The sequence below is a fragment of the Mesorhizobium sp. B2-7-1 genome, from assembly GCF_006440735.1.
Classification (GTDB): domain Bacteria; phylum Pseudomonadota; class Alphaproteobacteria; order Rhizobiales; family Rhizobiaceae; genus Mesorhizobium.
This window is the reverse complement of record NZ_VFUA01000142.1, coordinates 1-14,758: the sequence shown is the minus strand read 5'-3', so window position 1 is coordinate 14,758 and position 14,758 is coordinate 1. Positions and strand designations below refer to the sequence as shown.

At 63.5% G+C, this 14,758-nt stretch carries 18 protein-coding genes and 1 tRNA gene; 5 read left to right on the top strand and 14 right to left on the bottom strand.

The window, feature by feature from the left end:
• Nucleotides 1-121 precede the first annotated feature (121 nt).
• The 7 genes from FJ471_RS31655 to FJ471_RS31625 all read right to left on the bottom strand — a co-directional run bounded on the left by FJ471_RS31655 (nucleotide 122) and on the right by FJ471_RS31625 (nucleotide 5,636).
• Nucleotides 122-1,000: a 3-hydroxybutyryl-CoA dehydrogenase gene (locus FJ471_RS31655; RefSeq protein WP_140809380.1), complete on the bottom strand. Its 879-nt coding sequence runs from the start codon at nucleotides 998-1,000 to the stop codon at nucleotides 122-124.
• A 201-nt stretch (nucleotides 1,001-1,201) separates the two neighbouring features.
• Entirely contained in the window at nucleotides 1,202-2,131 is a 930-nt protein-coding gene (locus tag FJ471_RS31650; protein WP_140809378.1) for an electron transfer flavoprotein subunit alpha/FixB family protein, read from the bottom strand.
• A gap of 23 nt (nucleotides 2,132-2,154) precedes the next feature.
• Entirely contained in the window at nucleotides 2,155-2,904 is a 750-nt protein-coding gene (locus tag FJ471_RS31645; RefSeq protein WP_140809376.1) for an electron transfer flavoprotein subunit beta/FixA family protein, read from the bottom strand.
• A gap of 162 nt (nucleotides 2,905-3,066) precedes the next feature.
• Nucleotides 3,067-3,870, bottom strand: coding sequence for a rhomboid family intramembrane serine protease (locus tag FJ471_RS31640; protein ID WP_140809374.1), 804 nt, complete (start codon nucleotides 3,868-3,870; stop codon nucleotides 3,067-3,069).
• A 21-nt stretch (nucleotides 3,871-3,891) separates the two neighbouring features.
• Complete coding sequence (locus FJ471_RS31635) at nucleotides 3,892-4,473, bottom strand: cob(I)yrinic acid a,c-diamide adenosyltransferase (RefSeq protein WP_140809372.1); 582 nt, start codon at nucleotides 4,471-4,473, stop codon at nucleotides 3,892-3,894.
• Nucleotides 4,474-4,552: 79 nt separating this feature from the next.
• Nucleotides 4,553-4,744 carry a twin transmembrane helix small protein gene (locus tag FJ471_RS31630; protein ID WP_140809370.1) on the bottom strand — a complete coding sequence of 64 codons (192 nt, stop codon included), beginning with the start codon at nucleotides 4,742-4,744 and terminating at the stop codon, nucleotides 4,553-4,555.
• Between the two features lie 25 nt (nucleotides 4,745-4,769).
• On the bottom strand, nucleotides 4,770-5,636 hold the full coding sequence (locus FJ471_RS31625) for an SDR family oxidoreductase (RefSeq protein WP_140809368.1): 867 nt from the start codon (nucleotides 5,634-5,636) through the stop codon (nucleotides 4,770-4,772).
• A 58-nt stretch (nucleotides 5,637-5,694) separates the two neighbouring features.
• On the opposite strand from FJ471_RS31625, the gene FJ471_RS31620 reads away from it, so the two are divergent.
• Nucleotides 5,695-6,546, top strand: a complete 852-nt coding sequence (locus FJ471_RS31620; RefSeq protein WP_140809366.1) for a YihY/virulence factor BrkB family protein — start codon at nucleotides 5,695-5,697, stop codon at nucleotides 6,544-6,546.
• Between the two features lie 135 nt (nucleotides 6,547-6,681).
• Here the strand turns inward: FJ471_RS31620 and FJ471_RS31615 are convergent, their stop codons facing one another.
• Complete coding sequence (locus FJ471_RS31615; protein WP_140809365.1) at nucleotides 6,682-7,581, bottom strand: DMT family transporter; 900 nt, start codon at nucleotides 7,579-7,581, stop codon at nucleotides 6,682-6,684.
• 155 nt (nucleotides 7,582-7,736) lie between these two features.
• Here FJ471_RS31615 and FJ471_RS31610 point away from each other — a divergent pair, with 155 nt between their 5' ends.
• Nucleotides 7,737-8,024, top strand: a complete 288-nt coding sequence (locus tag FJ471_RS31610) for a hypothetical protein (protein ID WP_140809363.1) — start codon at nucleotides 7,737-7,739, stop codon at nucleotides 8,022-8,024.
• On the opposite strand, the gene gluQRS is transcribed toward FJ471_RS31610, so the two are convergent.
• On the bottom strand, nucleotides 8,025-8,894 hold the full coding sequence (gene gluQRS / locus FJ471_RS31605) for a tRNA glutamyl-Q(34) synthetase GluQRS (protein WP_140809362.1): 870 nt from the start codon (nucleotides 8,892-8,894) through the stop codon (nucleotides 8,025-8,027).
• 80 nt (nucleotides 8,895-8,974) lie between these two features.
• Between gluQRS and FJ471_RS31600 the strand changes: the two genes are divergently transcribed.
• Nucleotides 8,975-9,634, top strand: coding sequence for a DNA-3-methyladenine glycosylase (locus tag FJ471_RS31600; protein ID WP_140809361.1), 660 nt, complete (start codon nucleotides 8,975-8,977; stop codon nucleotides 9,632-9,634).
• 111 nt (nucleotides 9,635-9,745) lie between these two features.
• On the top strand, nucleotides 9,746-10,303 hold the full coding sequence (locus FJ471_RS31595; RefSeq protein ID WP_140809359.1) for an HNH endonuclease: 558 nt from the start codon (nucleotides 9,746-9,748) through the stop codon (nucleotides 10,301-10,303).
• A gap of 165 nt (nucleotides 10,304-10,468) precedes the next feature.
• Here the strand turns inward: FJ471_RS31595 and FJ471_RS31590 are convergent, their stop codons facing one another.
• Entirely contained in the window at nucleotides 10,469-10,987 is a 519-nt protein-coding gene (locus tag FJ471_RS31590; RefSeq protein ID WP_140809357.1) for a disulfide bond formation protein B, read from the bottom strand.
• A gap of 23 nt (nucleotides 10,988-11,010) precedes the next feature.
• Nucleotides 11,011-11,598, bottom strand: coding sequence for a YqaA family protein (locus FJ471_RS31585; protein WP_140809355.1), 588 nt, complete (start codon nucleotides 11,596-11,598; stop codon nucleotides 11,011-11,013).
• Nucleotides 11,599-11,933: 335 nt separating this feature from the next.
• On the opposite strand from FJ471_RS31585, the gene FJ471_RS31580 reads away from it, so the two are divergent.
• A tRNA-Leu gene (locus tag FJ471_RS31580) sits at nucleotides 11,934-12,018 on the top strand.
• A 9-nt stretch (nucleotides 12,019-12,027) separates the two neighbouring features.
• Here FJ471_RS31580 and FJ471_RS31575 read toward each other — a convergent pair.
• The 3 genes from FJ471_RS31575 to FJ471_RS31560 all read right to left on the bottom strand — a co-directional run bounded on the left by FJ471_RS31575 (nucleotide 12,028) and on the right by FJ471_RS31560 (nucleotide 14,579).
• On the bottom strand, nucleotides 12,028-12,876 hold the full coding sequence (locus tag FJ471_RS31575; protein WP_140809353.1) for a tyrosine-type recombinase/integrase: 849 nt from the start codon (nucleotides 12,874-12,876) through the stop codon (nucleotides 12,028-12,030).
• Between the two features lie 503 nt (nucleotides 12,877-13,379).
• Nucleotides 13,380-13,628, bottom strand: a complete 249-nt coding sequence (locus FJ471_RS31565; protein WP_140809351.1) for a hypothetical protein — start codon at nucleotides 13,626-13,628, stop codon at nucleotides 13,380-13,382.
• A 303-nt stretch (nucleotides 13,629-13,931) separates the two neighbouring features.
• Nucleotides 13,932-14,579, bottom strand: coding sequence for an outer membrane protein (locus FJ471_RS31560; protein WP_246684880.1), 648 nt, complete (start codon nucleotides 14,577-14,579; stop codon nucleotides 13,932-13,934).
• Nucleotides 14,580-14,758: the final 179 nt, after the last annotated feature.

Genomic DNA, 14,758 nt, shown 5'->3' with positions numbered 1-14,758 from the left:
GAAAAGTGTGGGCGGTTTTCCGCCCGGAATTGCGTCAAAACAAAGAGATAGGGCAGTTCGCCGTTTCCGTGAAACGGCGAACTGATCTAAGCCGCGTCGAGAGGGGTTCAGCCGCAGAAGATCAGCGCGTCGGCACCGGCTGGTCGCCGCGATAGTCGTAGAAGCCACGCCCGGTCTTGCGGCCAAGCCAGCCGGCCTCGACATATTTCACCAGCAGCGGGCAGGGGCGGTATTTCGAATCCGACAGGCCCTCATGCAGCACCTGCATGATCGACAGGCAGGTGTCGAGGCCGATGAAGTCGGCGAGTTGCAGCGGCCCCATCGGATGGTTGGCGCCAAGCCGCATGGCGGTGTCGATGGCATCGACCGTGCCGACGCCCTCATAGAGCGTGTAGATCGCCTCGTTGATCATCGGCAAAAGGATGCGGTTGACGATGAAGGCCGGGAAATCCTCCGAGACGGTGATGGTCTTGTCTAGGTGCTTCACATAGGTCTTGGCCGCCTCGAAGGTTTGGTCTTCGGTGGCGATGCCGCGCACCAGCTCGACCAGCTTCATCACCGGCACCGGGTTCATGAAATGTATGCCGATGAAGCTCTCGGGACGATCGGTCTGGGCGGCGAGCCGGGTGATCGAGATGGATGAGGTGTTGGTCGCCAGAATCGCTTCCGGATTGAGCTGCGGGCAGAGCTGCGCGTAGATCTTGCGCTTGACCGTCTCGTCCTCGGTCGCCGCTTCGATCACAAGGTCGGCGGCGGCGAGGTCGGCCATGGTCGGGGCGGCCGAGATGCGAGCCATCGCTTCGTTGCGAGCCTTCTCCTCCAATTTGCCGGAACCAACCTGGCGGGCCATGTTGCCGCTGACGGTGGCGATGCCCTTCTCGATCCGGTCGGGCGACACGTCGTGAATAAGGACCTTGTAGCCACCCAGCGCCGAGACATGGGCGATACCGCCACCCATCTGACCCGCGCCGACAATGCCGATCGTCTCGATCTTGCTCATTACCCCGATCCCGTCCGGAACAGTTCCGCTTCCTTGAAGCGCGGAAACGCTCCTATTTGTTTATTTCCCGCAATCCGGAAGCAAAACCGCCGGAATGACTTCAGGCCTTGATGGCCCGCTTTTTGTGCAGTGCAAACTAAAAGGGCGGGGCGACTTCGTCTACCCCACCCTTCGGATTTTAATATGCCAGAACGGACGGCGTCAAAGCGCCTTTTGCAGCTCCGGCAGGATAACGAAGAGATCACCGACCAGGCCGTAGTCGGCGACCTGGAAGATCGGCGCTTCCTCGTCCTTGTTGATGGCGACGATGACCTTGGAGTCCTTCATGCCGGCCAGGTGCTGGATGGCGCCGGAGATGCCGACGGCGATGTAGAGGTCGGGCGCGACGACCTTGCCGGTCTGGCCGACCTGCCAGTCGTTCGGCGCGTAGCCGGCGTCGACCGCGGCGCGGGAGGCGCCGACCGCGGCGCCGAGCTTGTCGGCAACCGGCAGGATGACTTCCTGGAACTTCTCCGAGGAGCCGAGCGCGCGGCCGCCCGAGATGATGATCTTGGCCGACGTCAGTTCCGGACGGTCATTCTCGGAAAGCTTGTTCTCGACGAAGGAGGAGAGGCCGGGATTGGCGGCGGCGCTGGCCGTTTCGACCGAGGCCGAGCCGCCTTCCGGCGCCGCCGAGAAGGAAGCGGTGCGTACGGTGACGACCTTCTTGGCGTCGGTCGACTGCACGGTCTGGATGGCGTTGCCGGCATAGATCGGCCGCTTGAAGGTGTCGGGTGAGACCACTTCGATGATCTCGGAGACCTGCGCGACGTCGAGCAGTGCCGCGACGCGCGGCGCGATGTTCTTGCCGGCGGAGGTCGCCGGCGCGACGATCGTGTCGTAGCCGCCTGCAAGCGAGACGACGAGAGCCGCGGTCGGCTCGGCGAGGCGTTCCGAAAGCTCGTCGGCTTCGGCCAGAAGCACCTTGCGCACGCCCTTCAGCTTGGCGGCAGCATCGGCCGCAGCCTTGGCGCCCTTGCCGGCCACCAGCACGTCGACATCCGAGCCGATCTGGAGGGCCGCCGACAGCGCCTTGGCCGTCTGGTCGGAAAGGCTCGCATTGTCGTGTTCGGCGATGAGGAGAATTGCCATTTTCTTGATCCTTTCCTGACCGCTTAGAGCACGCCGGCTTCGTTCTTGAGCTTCTCGACCAGCTCGGCGACGCTCTTGACCTTGACGCCAGCCTTGCGGCCGCTCGGCTCCTCGGTCTTGATGACCTTGAGGCGCGGCTTGACGTCGGCGCCGTAGTCGGCCGGGCTCTTCTCGTCGAGCGGCTTCTTCTTGGCCTTCATGATGTTGGGCAGCGAGGCGTAGCGCGGCTGGTTGAGGCGAAGGTCGGCGGTGACGATCACCGGCATCTTCAACTCGACCGTCTGCAGGCCGCCGTCGACTTCGCGCGTCACCTTGGCCTTGTCGCCGGCGAGCTCGACCTTGGAGGCGAAAGTGCCCTGGGCCCAGCCCAGAAGCGCGGCCAGCATCTGGCCGGTCTGGTTCGAATCGTCGTCGATCGCCTGCTTGCCGAGGATGACAAGGCCCGGCTTCTCGGCCTCGACCACGCCCTTCAGCACCTTGGCGACGCCGAGCGGCTCGGTCTGCTCGTCGGTCTTGACCAGGATGGCGCGGTCGGCGCCCATGGCGAGCGCGGTGCGCAGCGTTTCCTGCGCCTGCTGCGGACCGATCGAGACGACGATGATCTCTTCCGCCTTGCCGGCTTCCTTGATGCGGATCGCTTCCTCGACCGCGATCTCGTCGAACGGGTTCATCGCCATCTTGACGTTGGCAAGCTCAACGCCCAGTCCGTCGGCTTTCACCCGGACCTTGACGTTGGCGTCCACAACCCGCTTAACGGGCACAAGGATCTTCATTTTCCTGTCACCTCTCCTGAGATAGTCGGGGCGCTATACCAGCGTGCGCCCTGTCAGAGTTGTCGAAAGCCGACATTACGGACGGAATATCCGCCCAGCGGTGCCGTTTCCGTAGTGGCGGCAAATCGGCGCGTCAATATCCCATGATGCACCCAAATCGGTTCAGTCCCGGGGCGTTGCTGCTCCACGGCCCCATTGCGAGGTCGGCTGCGCCGGATCGCCAGCGGCCGGCTCGGCAGGAACAGGCGGCTGCTGGACGTTGGGCGTCGGGTCCGGCTCGCCGTCTGCGCCGGCTAGCAGCGGCACGCCGCGGCTGCGCAGCACCAGCACCAAGACCGACCCGGCGATGATGCCGCCGATGTGGCAGGCCCAGGAGATCTGGTCCTCGCCGGCGGCGGCAAACATCACGACCTGGAACAGGATCCACAGGATCAGCGGGATGAAGGCCGGGATGCGCAGCGGAATACGGGCAAAGGCCAGCACCCAGACCTTCACGCGCGGATAGAGGATCAGATAGGCGGCGACGACGCCGGCGATGGCGCCCGAGGCGCCGATCAGGGGCACCTGCGAATCCCACGCCACCAACCCTTGGAAGAAGGCGCCGGCTACGGCGCAGGCGAGATAGAAGATCAGATAGCGTATGTGGCCGAGCGCATCCTCGACATTGTCGCCGAACACCCAAAGAAACAGCATGTTGCCGCCGAGATGGAAGATGTCGGCATGCAGGAACGAGTAGGTGAGGTAGCTGAGGCTCTCGGGGATGACGACGAATTCGGGCGACAGCTCGACCTTGTCGTGGACCACCGACGGGATGAAGCCCAGGCCGAGAACCGCGGCATTGGTGAAATTTTCACCGCCAAGCGTGGTCGCCAGATAGACAAGCACATTCGCCGCGATCAGGCCGATCGTCACATATTGCAGGCGGATGTGACGCAGCCTGTTGGTGTCGTAAAGCGGGATGAACATCGGACCCTCCCGCCTCCGGATTCAGCGGTTCTTGCCGGGAACCCATAGCACGTCGGCCTTTCCATTGTCATTGACCGCACGGGCGGCGACGAACAGGAAATCCGAGACGCGGTTGATGTATTTGAGTGCCTCGCGGTTGACATGCTCGGCCGGATCCTGCGCCAGGGCCACCATGAGCCGCTCGGCGCGCCGCGCCACGGTGCGGGCCAGATGAAGCGCCGCCGCGGCCGGCGTGCCGCCGTTCAGCACGAAGGATTTCAGCGGCTGCAGATCCTTGTTGAGCGCGTCGATGTCCTGCTCGACGCGGCCGGTCTGCGCGGCGACGATGCGCAGCGGCTCGTATTCCAGCGGCTTGCCGTCATCGGGCACCGCGAGGTCGGCTCCCAGGTCGAACAGATCGTTCTGGATGCGCGACAGCATGGCGTCGATCGCCGGATGCTCGGCGGCGGTGTGGAGGCGGGCCATGCCGATGCAGGCATTGGCCTCGTCGACGGTGCCGTAGGCGTCGACGCGCAGGTCGGATTTCAGCCGCCGCTCGCCGGTGCCGAGCCCTGTCGTGCCGTCGTCGCCGGTGCGGGTGTAGATCTTGTTGAGCTTGACCACGCGATCCCCCTCGATCGATTTTTGCGCAATTCCGGGCGGAAAACCGCCCCGCAATTTTCCTGGAATTGCCGAGCCTGCGCTATTTGCGCGTGAAATAGACCACCAGCAACAGCAGCGCCAAGGCCACGGCCTGCAGCATGATGCGCGCCTGCATCAGCTTGTTCGAGGTCATGCCGGAACCGCCGCGCATCATGTTGATCAGGCCGCGGACCAGCACGATCACCACAGCGGCCATGGCGATGACGGCGAGGATCTTCAAGGTGATGAGCATCTGGCTGGCTCCGGTTCAGGTTCGGTCAGGCGCGCCTGGCGAGCACGCGGTAGAGCAGGGAGGCCGGCAGGACGCGTTTCAGCGCCACGCCGATCTTAGCCGGCACCGTTACCACATAGTGCGGGCGCGGGCGCTGTGACAGAAGCGCGTGGCGGAGCGCCCTGTGCACGATCTCCGGGCCCGGCTTCAGCTTCGACACGCTGCCGCCTGCCTGAAGCCTTGCGAGTTGCGCCTGATAGTCGGCGCGGTGGACGGAGTTTTCGACGTCGATATTCCTGAGGAACCAGGGCAGGCCGTTGCTGGCGATCTTCGATATCACCGGTCCCGGTTCGATGAGCGAAAGGTGGATGCCGCTGCCTTCGAGCTCCTGGCGCATGCACAGCATCAGGCCTTCGATGGCGTGCTTGGAGGCCGAATAGGCGCCGCGGAAGCGGACCGGAGCCAGCCCGAGGATCGAGGAGCAGTGGACGAGCCGGCCGTGCCCCTGGCGGCGCATGATCGGCACGACGCGCCGGGTGAGGTCGTGCCAGCCGAAGAAATTGGCCTCGAACTGCTCGCGAAGCGCCGCGACCGGCAGGTCCTCGACGGCGCCGGGCTGGGCATAGGCGCCGTTGTTGAAGAGCGCGTCAAGCGTGCCGCCGGTCCGTTCCAGCACCGCATCGACCAGGGCCGCGATGGATTCGAGCTCGCGATAGTCGAGGTAGAAGGCCTCCAGGCCGTCGACCTCGAGGCCTGCGATGTCGGCCGGCTTGCGTGCCGTGGCGAAGACCCGCCAGCCTTCCGCCTTCAACGCCCGCGCGCAATAGGCGCCGATGCCGGAGGAAGCTCCGGTGACGATGATGGTGCGCAACTGTTTGGCGGCGGGGCGCGTTGTGGGACCTGGGGTTGCCATTTGCCGCAATCACTTCCCATATTCGCGGCGTTGACACAATCGAGCGGAGCGCGGGCCCTTGCTGCGGAATATCGTTGCCCTCAAGCGCGTGCTCTACGATGCGATAGGCCATTTCAACACCGATGACGGCTGGGCGATGGCCAGCCATCTGGCGATCACCTCGCTGATGGCGTTGTTTCCGTTCCTGATCTTCGCCACCACGCTTGCCAGCTTCCTCGGCGCTCGCGCTTTCGCCGACACCGCCGTGCATCTGGTCTTCGACACATGGCCGGAGCAGATCGCCAAGCCGATCGCGCATGAGGTGCAGAACGTGCTCACCGTGCGGCGCACCGACCTTCTGACCTATGGCGTGCTGCTGGCGGCCTATTTCGCCTCCAACGGCATCGAGGCGCTGCGCACGTCGCTCAACCGCGCCTACCGGGTCACCGAGACGCGCGGCATCATCCACCGCAGGGTGCAGAGCATCATCTTCGTCCTGATCGCCACCGCCTGCTTCCTCGCCGTCAGCGTGCTTCTGGTGTTCGCGCCGCTCTTGGCGCGGCTGGCGGAAGCGCATCTGGAATGGATCAAGCCCTATATGGGAACGATCACCATCTGGCGCTACGTGGTCGCCTCGACGGTCATCGTCATCGGGCTGTTCTCGGTGCATATCTGGCTGCCGGCCGGCAAACGCCGCTTCGTCTCGATCATACCGGGCATCGTCTTCACGCTGATCGCCTGGCTGGTCGGGTCGACGATCTTCGCCACCTATCTCGACCATTTCTCGTCCTATGTGACGACCTATGCCGGGCTCGCCTCGATCATGATCGCTGTCGTGTTCCTCTACATCATCTCGGCGATCTTCATTCTCGGCGGCGAGCTCAACGCCTCGATCAGCCGCTATCTGGAAGCGCGTGCGCGGGTTGGGTGAGTGGGCGCCGGGTAGAGGAACAGAGGAACTGAAGAATTGAAGAATTGAAGAATTGAAGAATGAAAACGTCAGTTGCCGCCTTTTTCCTCAGTTCCTCAGTTCCTCAGTTCCTCAGTTCCTCAGTTCCTCAGTTCCTCAGTTCCTCAGTTCCTCAGTTCCTCTTCCCTTGGCCCGCCGCGCCGTCGCCAGGGCGACGCCCAGCATGGCGATCGCCATGCCGGCGATCTGCAGCAGGTTGAGCTGCTCGTTGAAAAGCACCCAGGCAATGACCGCGGTTACGGCCGGCACGAGGTAGAACAGCGAGGCGACCTTCGACATCTCGCCGTCCCTGATCATCACCATCAACAGGAATATGGCGCCGACCGACAGCACCAGGACCAGCCAGGCCATGGCGAAGATCAGCTCACCGTTGACGGTGACGGCGCGCGTCTCGAAGGCGAGCGAGCCCAGGATCATCACGGCGGAGCCGCCGACATATTGCCACATCGTCGCCGAGACCAAATCGCCGCCCGAGGCATAGCGCTTCTGCCAGATGGTGCCGGCGCTCATGCCGAGCACGGAGACGAGCGAGGCGGTCAGCGTTGCCGGCGTGACGCCGCCGCCGAGTGCGCCGAGCTTTGGCCAGAGCACGATGACCACCCCGAGCAGCCCGACCGCAAGGCCGGCCCAGTGGCGCGGCAGAATCGCTTCGCCCAGGAATTTTCCGGCGAGCACGGCTGTGATCAGCGGCTGCAGGCCGACGATCAGCGCCGAGAGGCCGGCCGGCATGCCCCTGTGGATCGCCCAGAAGACGGCGCCGAGATAGACGCCGTGCATGAGGACGCCCGCCATCGTAGCGTGCAGCGCCTCGTCGCGCGTCGCCTTGCGCGAGCCGAGCAGAACGGTCAGGCCGGCAAACAGGATCGCCGCTATCACGAAGCGGATGGCAAGGAAGGTGAAAGGCTCAGCCCAGGGCATGGCGTAGCGCGCGCCGATGAAGCCGGTCGCCCACAGAACGACGAAGGTGGCGGGAATGAACCGCTTGATGCTCTGCATGGGGGGAAGGCTGCCGGGATGAACGGTTGATGACGGCAATTGCTCTAATGCCGTTCAATCCCGCAAGCAAAACGAAACGGTTGATCCATAAGCTAAGTTGAATTCAACAAACCGTGCCAAGAGGGGCATGGCGCATCGCCGCGCCATGGTGGGGCATGTTTTTGCATCTCGACACGACCTGGCTTCTGTTCGCGTTCGCCATCATCGCGGCCTTCGGCTTCTTCTTCGGCACGGCGCTCGACGCCATCATGAAGGAGAGCGGCTTCGGCCCGACCGGCAACACGCTGCTGTTCATCTTCGGCTTTTTCGCCGCCGTGACGGTCGCCAACAAGCATGGCATCAGCCTGAGCGATCTCAAGCTGGCGGTCGCCTGGGGGCTCGGCGGCGCCTTTTCCTTCATCAGCGTGCTGGCGCTGATCAAGGCCGGGATGGCGCGCCTCTAGTCACAGACCGACCAACTGCCTGACGTCGTGCGGCGACATGCCCGCCTCGCGAAGCGCGGCAAGACCGGTGTCCCTGAAGCTCTTGGATAGTTTGCGGCCATCCGGACCAAGGATCAGGCGGTGGTGGAAATAGCGCGGCTGCGGATGGCCGAGCAGTTCCTGCAGCAGGCGCTGCACCCCGGTCGCCGAATAGAGGTCCTGGCCGCGCACGACATGGCTGACGCCTTGCAGCGCGTCGTCGAGAACGACGGCGAGATGGTAGCTGGTCGGGATGTCGCGGCGGGCGACGATGACGTCGCCCCAATCCTGCGGTTGTGCCGCGACAGTTCGCGTCGCCGACATCGTCTCGTCCGTGAACTCCATCCATGACAGGCCGGCCGCGAGGCGCGCCATCGCCGCCTCGACGTCCAGCCGCCAGGCGAACGGCACGTTGTCTGCGATCCGCCGCTTGCGTTCCTTCACCGGCAGTGCCTTGTCGAGCGGCGGATAGAGCGGCACGCCGTCCGGATCGCGGGGCCAGTCGCGGCCGCCGGTCTCGGCGATGAAGGCGCGGATTTCGCCACGGCTCATGAAAGCAGGATAGACCAGCTCCTCGGCGATCAGCCGGTCGAGCACCGCCCGGTATTCGGCAAAATGCTCGGACTGGCGGCGCACCGGCCGCTCCCAGTTCAATCCCAGCCATTCGAGGTCGCGGAAGATGCCGGCTTCGAACTCGGGCGTGCAGCGGGTGATGTCGATATCCTCGATGCGCAGCAGCAGGCGTCCGCCCGCTTGCGCCGCCATCCGCTGGTTGAGCAGGGCTGAGTAAGCATGGCCGAGATGCAGCTCGCCATTGGGGCTCGGCGCGAAGCGGAATGTCAGGAGCGTCATCTTTCAGGCGGCATTCAGGTTGTCAGGTGCTTCCGCCGGTTGATAGTTAGCCATCATTTGTCGCCCTGGGAACAAGCAACGTGCAACGCATCGCCTCGCTCGACGACATTGCGGCAGGGCTCGACGCGCTCTGCCGGATCGATCCGCGGCTGGAGACCGTGCGCGGCAACGCGGGCGAAGTGCCGCTTCGGCTGTCGGAGCCAGGGTTTCAAAGCCTCGCCTCGATCATCGTTTCGCAGCAAGTGTCCCGCGCCAGCGCTGACGCGATCTTTGGGCGGCTGGTCAAGCTGGTCGATCCTCTGACGCCGCAGGGGATCCTTGCCGCCGGCGAGGACATATTTCGCGAGGCCGGGCTGTCGCGGCCGAAGCAGCGCGGGCTGCTCGCCGTCGCCGAAGCCGTGGCCGGCGGGCTCGATCTCGATCACCTGTGCACGCTGGACTCCGGCGACGCGATCGCGGCGATGACGGCCGTGCGCGGCATCGGCCCATGGACGGCCGAGTGCTACCTGCTGTTTGCCGCCGGCCATCCCGACGTATTTCCCGCGCGCGACGTCGCACTGCAGACGGCGGTCGGCCATGCGCTCGGCATCGACCCGCGCCCGCCGGAGAAAGTGCTTATCCGACTGGCCGAATCATGGAGCCCCTGGCGGGGTGTCGCGTCGCGGCTTTTTTGGGCCTACTACCGCGAACTGAAGGGAAGGGAGGCGGCGCCGCCTGTCGAAATGGCCGAAAAACGCTGAAAATTATGCGTTTTTGGGGATTTGGTCGCACGACAATCCGCTTCACATCCCTGTCATGTCGGGCTTACAGTATCCGCGCCGTTCGGTTCTAGAAGCAAGGAGGCGAAGGACGTGACGGTTGCCGTATCTCCGGATGGGCTTCCCGCGCTGGTGCTGAATGCGGACTACCGTCCGCTCAGCTATTACCCCCTGTCGCTCTGGTCGTGGCAGGACGCCATCAAGGCTGTCTTCCTCGACCGGGTCAACATCGTCGCCGAATACGAGCACGCCGTCTCCTCGCCGACCTTCTCGATGAAACTGCCGAGCGTGGTGAGCCTGAAGGCCTATGTGAAGCCGTCGCGGCATCCCGCCTTCACCCGCTTCAACGTGTTCCTGCGCGACCGTTTCCAGTGCCAGTATTGCGGCACGCCGGAGGATCTGACGTTCGACCATGTCGTCCCGCGCCACCGCGGCGGGGCGACGACCTGGGAGAATGTCGTCGCCGCCTGTTCGCCCTGCAATCTTCGCAAAGGCGGCATGATGCCGGCCCAGGCCAAGATGTGGCCGCTGCAGAAACCCTACCAGCCGACGGTGCACGACCTGCACAACAATGGCCGCCTGTTCCCGCCCAACCATCTGCATGAAAGCTGGATGGATTATCTCTACTGGGATGTCGAACTCGAACCCTAGAGTTCGGCAGAAATCCGCGAGCCCGGCCGTCTGCCGCAGCTTTCTGCGCTTCCGGTGCTCACGTGCTTCAGTACGCTCCGCTCCGGTTCTCGAAAACCGCGCCAGCCAATCCGGGCTGGCGAATTTCTGGACGAACTCTGCGTCGTGCCACTCAATCGAGTTGGTTCAGTCGCGCGACAGCGCGCTGCGGAAGGCGACGGCGGCGAGGATGAGGCTGGCGATGGCGTTCCAGCCGGCGAGCGACAGGCCGAGGATGCGAAGCGCCGCCCTGTCGCAGGAGGGTGGCACGAACTTGTCGAGCGCGTCGAGCACGCCCTTGCCGCCGGTGTCGACCGGACCGGCGCCGGCGGTGCAGTCGGCCGGACCTTTCCACCACGCCCATTCGACGCCGGAATGGTAGACGCCGAGATAGAGGCCGTAGAGCATCAAAAGGCCGCCGATCGCCAGCAGGCCGCGCGTTACCCAAGCCGGTGCGCGCAGCATCGAGGCGATCCCCGCCAGCACCATCAGCGGCACGCCGATATAGTAAGGCGTGCGCTGCTCGAGGCAGAGATGGCAGGGGATGTAGCCGCCGATATATTGGAAGGCCAACGCCGAGCCGACGGTCGCTGCCATCGCGACGGCAAGAAAGAGCGCCGCGCGCGTGCGCTGGCGTCCGGTGTCGGCATTCATGGTCGCGGTCATCGATGGAATCCGTTGTTGCGTCGCTATCCGTGGGCGTATCTGACGAGGATATAGAGCAAAATCAGGGCAGCGGCGCCGGCGCCGACAATCAATCCCAAGCGCTTTTCGATGAACTCCCTGATCTCTTCGCCATAGCGGCGCAGCAGCCAGGCAAGCAGCAGGAAGCGGGCGCCGCGCGCCACGATGGCCGAGACGATGAAGACCAGAAGATTGACGTGAAGCGCGCCGGCCAGAATGGTGACCACCTTGATCGGCGGCAGGTGCGCGGCGCCCGATGTGACGAGCAGCACCAGCATCAGTCCGGCGCCGGACGACTGCCACTTCTCGAACGTGGCAAGGCCGCCGAAATGCTCCAGGATCGGCCGGGCTATCGTGTCGTAGGCATAGTAGCCGATCAGCCAGCCGGCTATGCCGCCCAGCACGGAAGCAGCCGTGGCGGTCAGCGCGTAGCGATAGGCGCGTTCGGGCCGCGCCAGCGCCATGGGCAGGAACAGCACGTCGGCCGGGATGAAGAACACCGAGCTTTCGACGAAGGCGATGAAGGCCAGCCACCATTCGGCGGATTTGCGCGCCGCCAGCGACAGGGTCCAGTCGTAAAGTCCGCGAAGCATCGGCTCTCCTAATGCAAGTTGACGCAATTCCTGACGGAAAACCGCAGCGCACTTTTCCCGGAATTGCTCTAATCAATGTCACCCGGGGCGCTTGGCGGTTTTGGGCAACGACAGGCAGGAAGGCAAGGACCCAAAGCGCCGCATCCAGCTTCCGGATGCGAGGCGCCTAACACCTCATCTGTCTAGAAAGATTTTCCGCGACGCACAACGTCTGCGTCGTCACGAGGCCGAAGGGTGGGGCAATACCGCCAATTGCGCCGGCGATTCCTCGACAAGCAGTTGACGAACACCCATCCGGCCGTATAGTCCGCGCCCATCCAGGCCGCCCGGCCTGAGCCCCTATGGCGGAATTGGTAGACGCGCTCGACTCAAAATCGAGTTCCGCAAGGAGTGCTGGTTCGATCCCGGCTAGGGGCACCACCACTAAAATCAGGCGCTGATTTTATTGGGTTTTTCTTCGGTTTTTGCCCCACTTTCTTCAACCGCCTGATCCGGTGGGACAACTTCGTCCATTTTTTGTTCCGGCGTGAATAGCAGTTTGTGGGCGGCTCGGCCGGCAATCAGCTTGCGCCTAGCCTTCTTGGTGTAGTGCGTCGATTGCGCCTTTGTGACCCATCCGTAGATCGCCATCAGCTCTTCGTCGGTCGCGCCGTTCTCGGCCGCGATCGAGGCGCCGAGTTTCCGCAAGCCGTGAAGAGAGCACTCAGTCAGCCCAGCCTGGTCGCACCAGTCGCGCATCTTGTTGCCGAGCGTGTTGACGGTGAACGGTCGCTTCCATTCCGATTCGAGGAACGTCATGGCACCGGCCGCGCCAGCGTCGATCTCAGCCTGCAGAATAGGCAGGATAGGCAGTTCGACGATGACACCGGTTTTCTTCTCGGTCTTGCCCGGGCGGATGGTCAACCATCCAGCTTTGACGTGCTGCTTCCCGACAATGGAAAGGTCTTCGCGACGGAGACCGGTGAACATGGCGAGATACAGCGCAAGGCGCGCCTTGGTGCCGCTGGCGTGCTTCGCCTTGTAGGCCTCGAACTCGTCGACCGTCCAGGAATGGAAGCCGTCGCCAGAATAGAGGCGCTTGATGCGCAGCGCCGGATTGACCGCGGCAACGCCTGCATCCACCGCCCATCCGAACATCGCCGATATCACCTTGACGACCTCGTTTTGAGCGCCGGCCGTCGATCGGATTTCGTCCCGGATTTCGAGGACGTGCTTGCGCTCCATCAGCGCGAAGGGCACCCTGCCGGCAATGGCGGCCGCGCCCGAGGCATTCGGCATCGGCGTAGCGTCGGCACCCTTGCGCTATAGCGCCAGTATCGGCTCAGGGGCTCTGATCAGCGGTGGCGACGCAGCGGTTCGGTCAGGTGGGGATACAAAAGAGGCCCTGAAGGGCGGGCTTATCGGCGCGCCTCTCGACGCTGTTCGGCCAGGACAAGGCCAAGGCTATCATCGACCTGCTCGATCGCGAAAAACTCTTTGCCGACACATCGAACATCGTGACGCGCAATTCCGAAACTGCCGCGCGCATCGCCGCTCAGGACGCCATTGACGGCGGCGGTAGCCGAGGCTTTGGCGTTCGCGAGGGCTTTATCGCAGGCGGTGCACGTGGCGCAGCCCGCGCGGCCGGGACGAAAGCTGTGGAGCGGGTGATCGACGCATTGAGCAACGGCGGCAACGAGAAAGCGATATCGGATATGGCGCGGACCCTGACGGCTGGACCTCAGCAAAGCGCGGTGCTCGACGCGTTGATGAAGGCTGGTCGCGGCTCTAGGCTGCAGCAGTCACAGGTCGATCGTGTGGCGCACGCTTTGTTGCTCGGCGCCCCTACCGCCGCCAACCGGCCGTGAGCGTCGTTCTTTTCGGTCTTCATAAATCCAGACCAGCAGGATCAGCGCCATACCGACGAACACGCCAACCATGAAATCGATCGACGTTTTGCTGAGGAACCAATCGAGCCCCTGGTGCAAAACGGCCAGGACCGCGATGGTGATCACCGCGGCGATGAGCTGAAGGACCGTGTTGCGCGACATAGGCGCGGAACATAATGCGGATTGGGTTCGACGAAAAGGGCGACCGGCGCCTTATCATTTGTGAAAGCGCACGCGCCGACATGCGCGCATTGTAGTGGCTCGTCCCTTGGCGGGGTCGAAACCATAGCCAACCATTTTCACCCGCTGGCTTCTGCCGGCGGGTTTTTTTGTTGGAACAAGGCCGCAGGAGTCGCGAAGCACGCGACCAATCCGGCGCCTGCTCCGCTGCGGCTACAGATTGCCGCGCAACAAAAAAGCCCCGGACAATTTTGCCGGGGCTTTCTGTTAAGGTCCGCCGATAAACTAGAATTTGTAGTTCAGACCAACGCGAACGGTGTGGAAGGGGACTTTGACGTCAACACCAACACCACCACCACCGGGGTTGAACGTCGCTTTACCCAGGTCCGTGTAAAGATACTCAGACTTGAGCGACCAATTGTTGGTGATGGCGTATTCAGCGCCCGCACCAACGGTCCAGCCGACCTTGGTCTTGGACAAGTCGAGGCCGGGGGCAGAGATCTTTTCGTGACCGTAGGCCAAACCGCCAGTGCCATAGACCAAGAAGCGGTCGACGGGCGTATAACCAATGCGAGCACGTAGCGTGCCGAACCAGTCAATCTTTGTTTCGAGAAAGGGGCCGCTGATCGATAGGTCGCCCTTGATGTCGGCACCCTGGAAGTCGGCTTCGACGCCGTAGACGAATTGGCCAGCCTGCCAGTTGTAACCGGCCTGAATGCCTCCCAGGAACCCGCTCGCACTGAGGTCGATAGAGCCAGGGCCGCCGCCAGAAGGAGAAAGCTTAAACGTGCCGAAACCACCGCCAGCGTTCACGCCGATATATGCGCCGGTCCAGTCATAGGAAGCAGCAACCGGTGCCTCCTGCAAAACGTCAGCCGCGTAGGCGGTGCCGGTCGCGAGGACGAGAGCGGTTGCAAGAAGAATCTGTTTCACGGGAATACCCTTTGTTGCCATGCTCAGGTCGGATGAATGCCCCAACGTCACCAACCGAGTGGATAGCAATGTCGCGGAACGCCTTCTGTTGTCAACGCCGACAAGTTCGAGGGCGTGGATATTGTTCGGGAGATGCGTGGAAGCCACACCTCACAGCACGGTTTCGAAAGCGCAGCACA

Bases quoted from the DNA above. Each gene is read 5' to 3' on its own strand.
- FJ471_RS31625 (WP_140809368.1), bottom strand. From the start codon at position 5,636: ATGGCAACCCCAGGTCCCACAACGCGCCCCGCCGCCAAACAGTTGCGC.
- FJ471_RS31565 (WP_140809351.1), bottom strand. From the start codon at position 13,628: ATGTCGCGCAACACGGTCCTTCAGCTCATCGCCGCGGTGATCACCATC.
- FJ471_RS31590 (WP_140809357.1), bottom strand. From the start codon at position 10,987: ATGACCGCGACCATGAATGCCGACACCGGACGCCAGCGCACGCGCGCG.
- FJ471_RS31575 (WP_140809353.1), bottom strand. From the start codon at position 12,876: ATGCCGAATGCCTCGGGCGCGGCCGCCATTGCCGGCAGGGTGCCCTTC.
- FJ471_RS31650 (WP_140809378.1), bottom strand. From the start codon at position 2,131: ATGGCAATTCTCCTCATCGCCGAACACGACAATGCGAGCCTTTCCGAC.
- FJ471_RS31640 (WP_140809374.1), bottom strand. From the start codon at position 3,870: ATGTTCATCCCGCTTTACGACACCAACAGGCTGCGTCACATCCGCCTG.
- gluQRS (WP_140809362.1), bottom strand. From the start codon at position 8,894: ATGACGCTCCTGACATTCCGCTTCGCGCCGAGCCCCAATGGCGAGCTG.
- FJ471_RS31645 (WP_140809376.1), bottom strand. From the start codon at position 2,904: ATGAAGATCCTTGTGCCCGTTAAGCGGGTTGTGGACGCCAACGTCAAG.
- FJ471_RS31610 (WP_140809363.1), top strand. From the start codon at position 7,737: ATGTTTTTGCATCTCGACACGACCTGGCTTCTGTTCGCGTTCGCCATC.
- FJ471_RS31655 (WP_140809380.1), bottom strand. From the start codon at position 1,000: ATGAGCAAGATCGAGACGATCGGCATTGTCGGCGCGGGTCAGATGGGT.
- FJ471_RS31630 (WP_140809370.1), bottom strand. From the start codon at position 4,744: ATGCTCATCACCTTGAAGATCCTCGCCGTCATCGCCATGGCCGCTGTG.
- FJ471_RS31615 (WP_140809365.1), bottom strand. From the start codon at position 7,581: ATGCAGAGCATCAAGCGGTTCATTCCCGCCACCTTCGTCGTTCTGTGG.
- FJ471_RS31585 (WP_140809355.1), bottom strand. From the start codon at position 11,598: ATGCTTCGCGGACTTTACGACTGGACCCTGTCGCTGGCGGCGCGCAAA.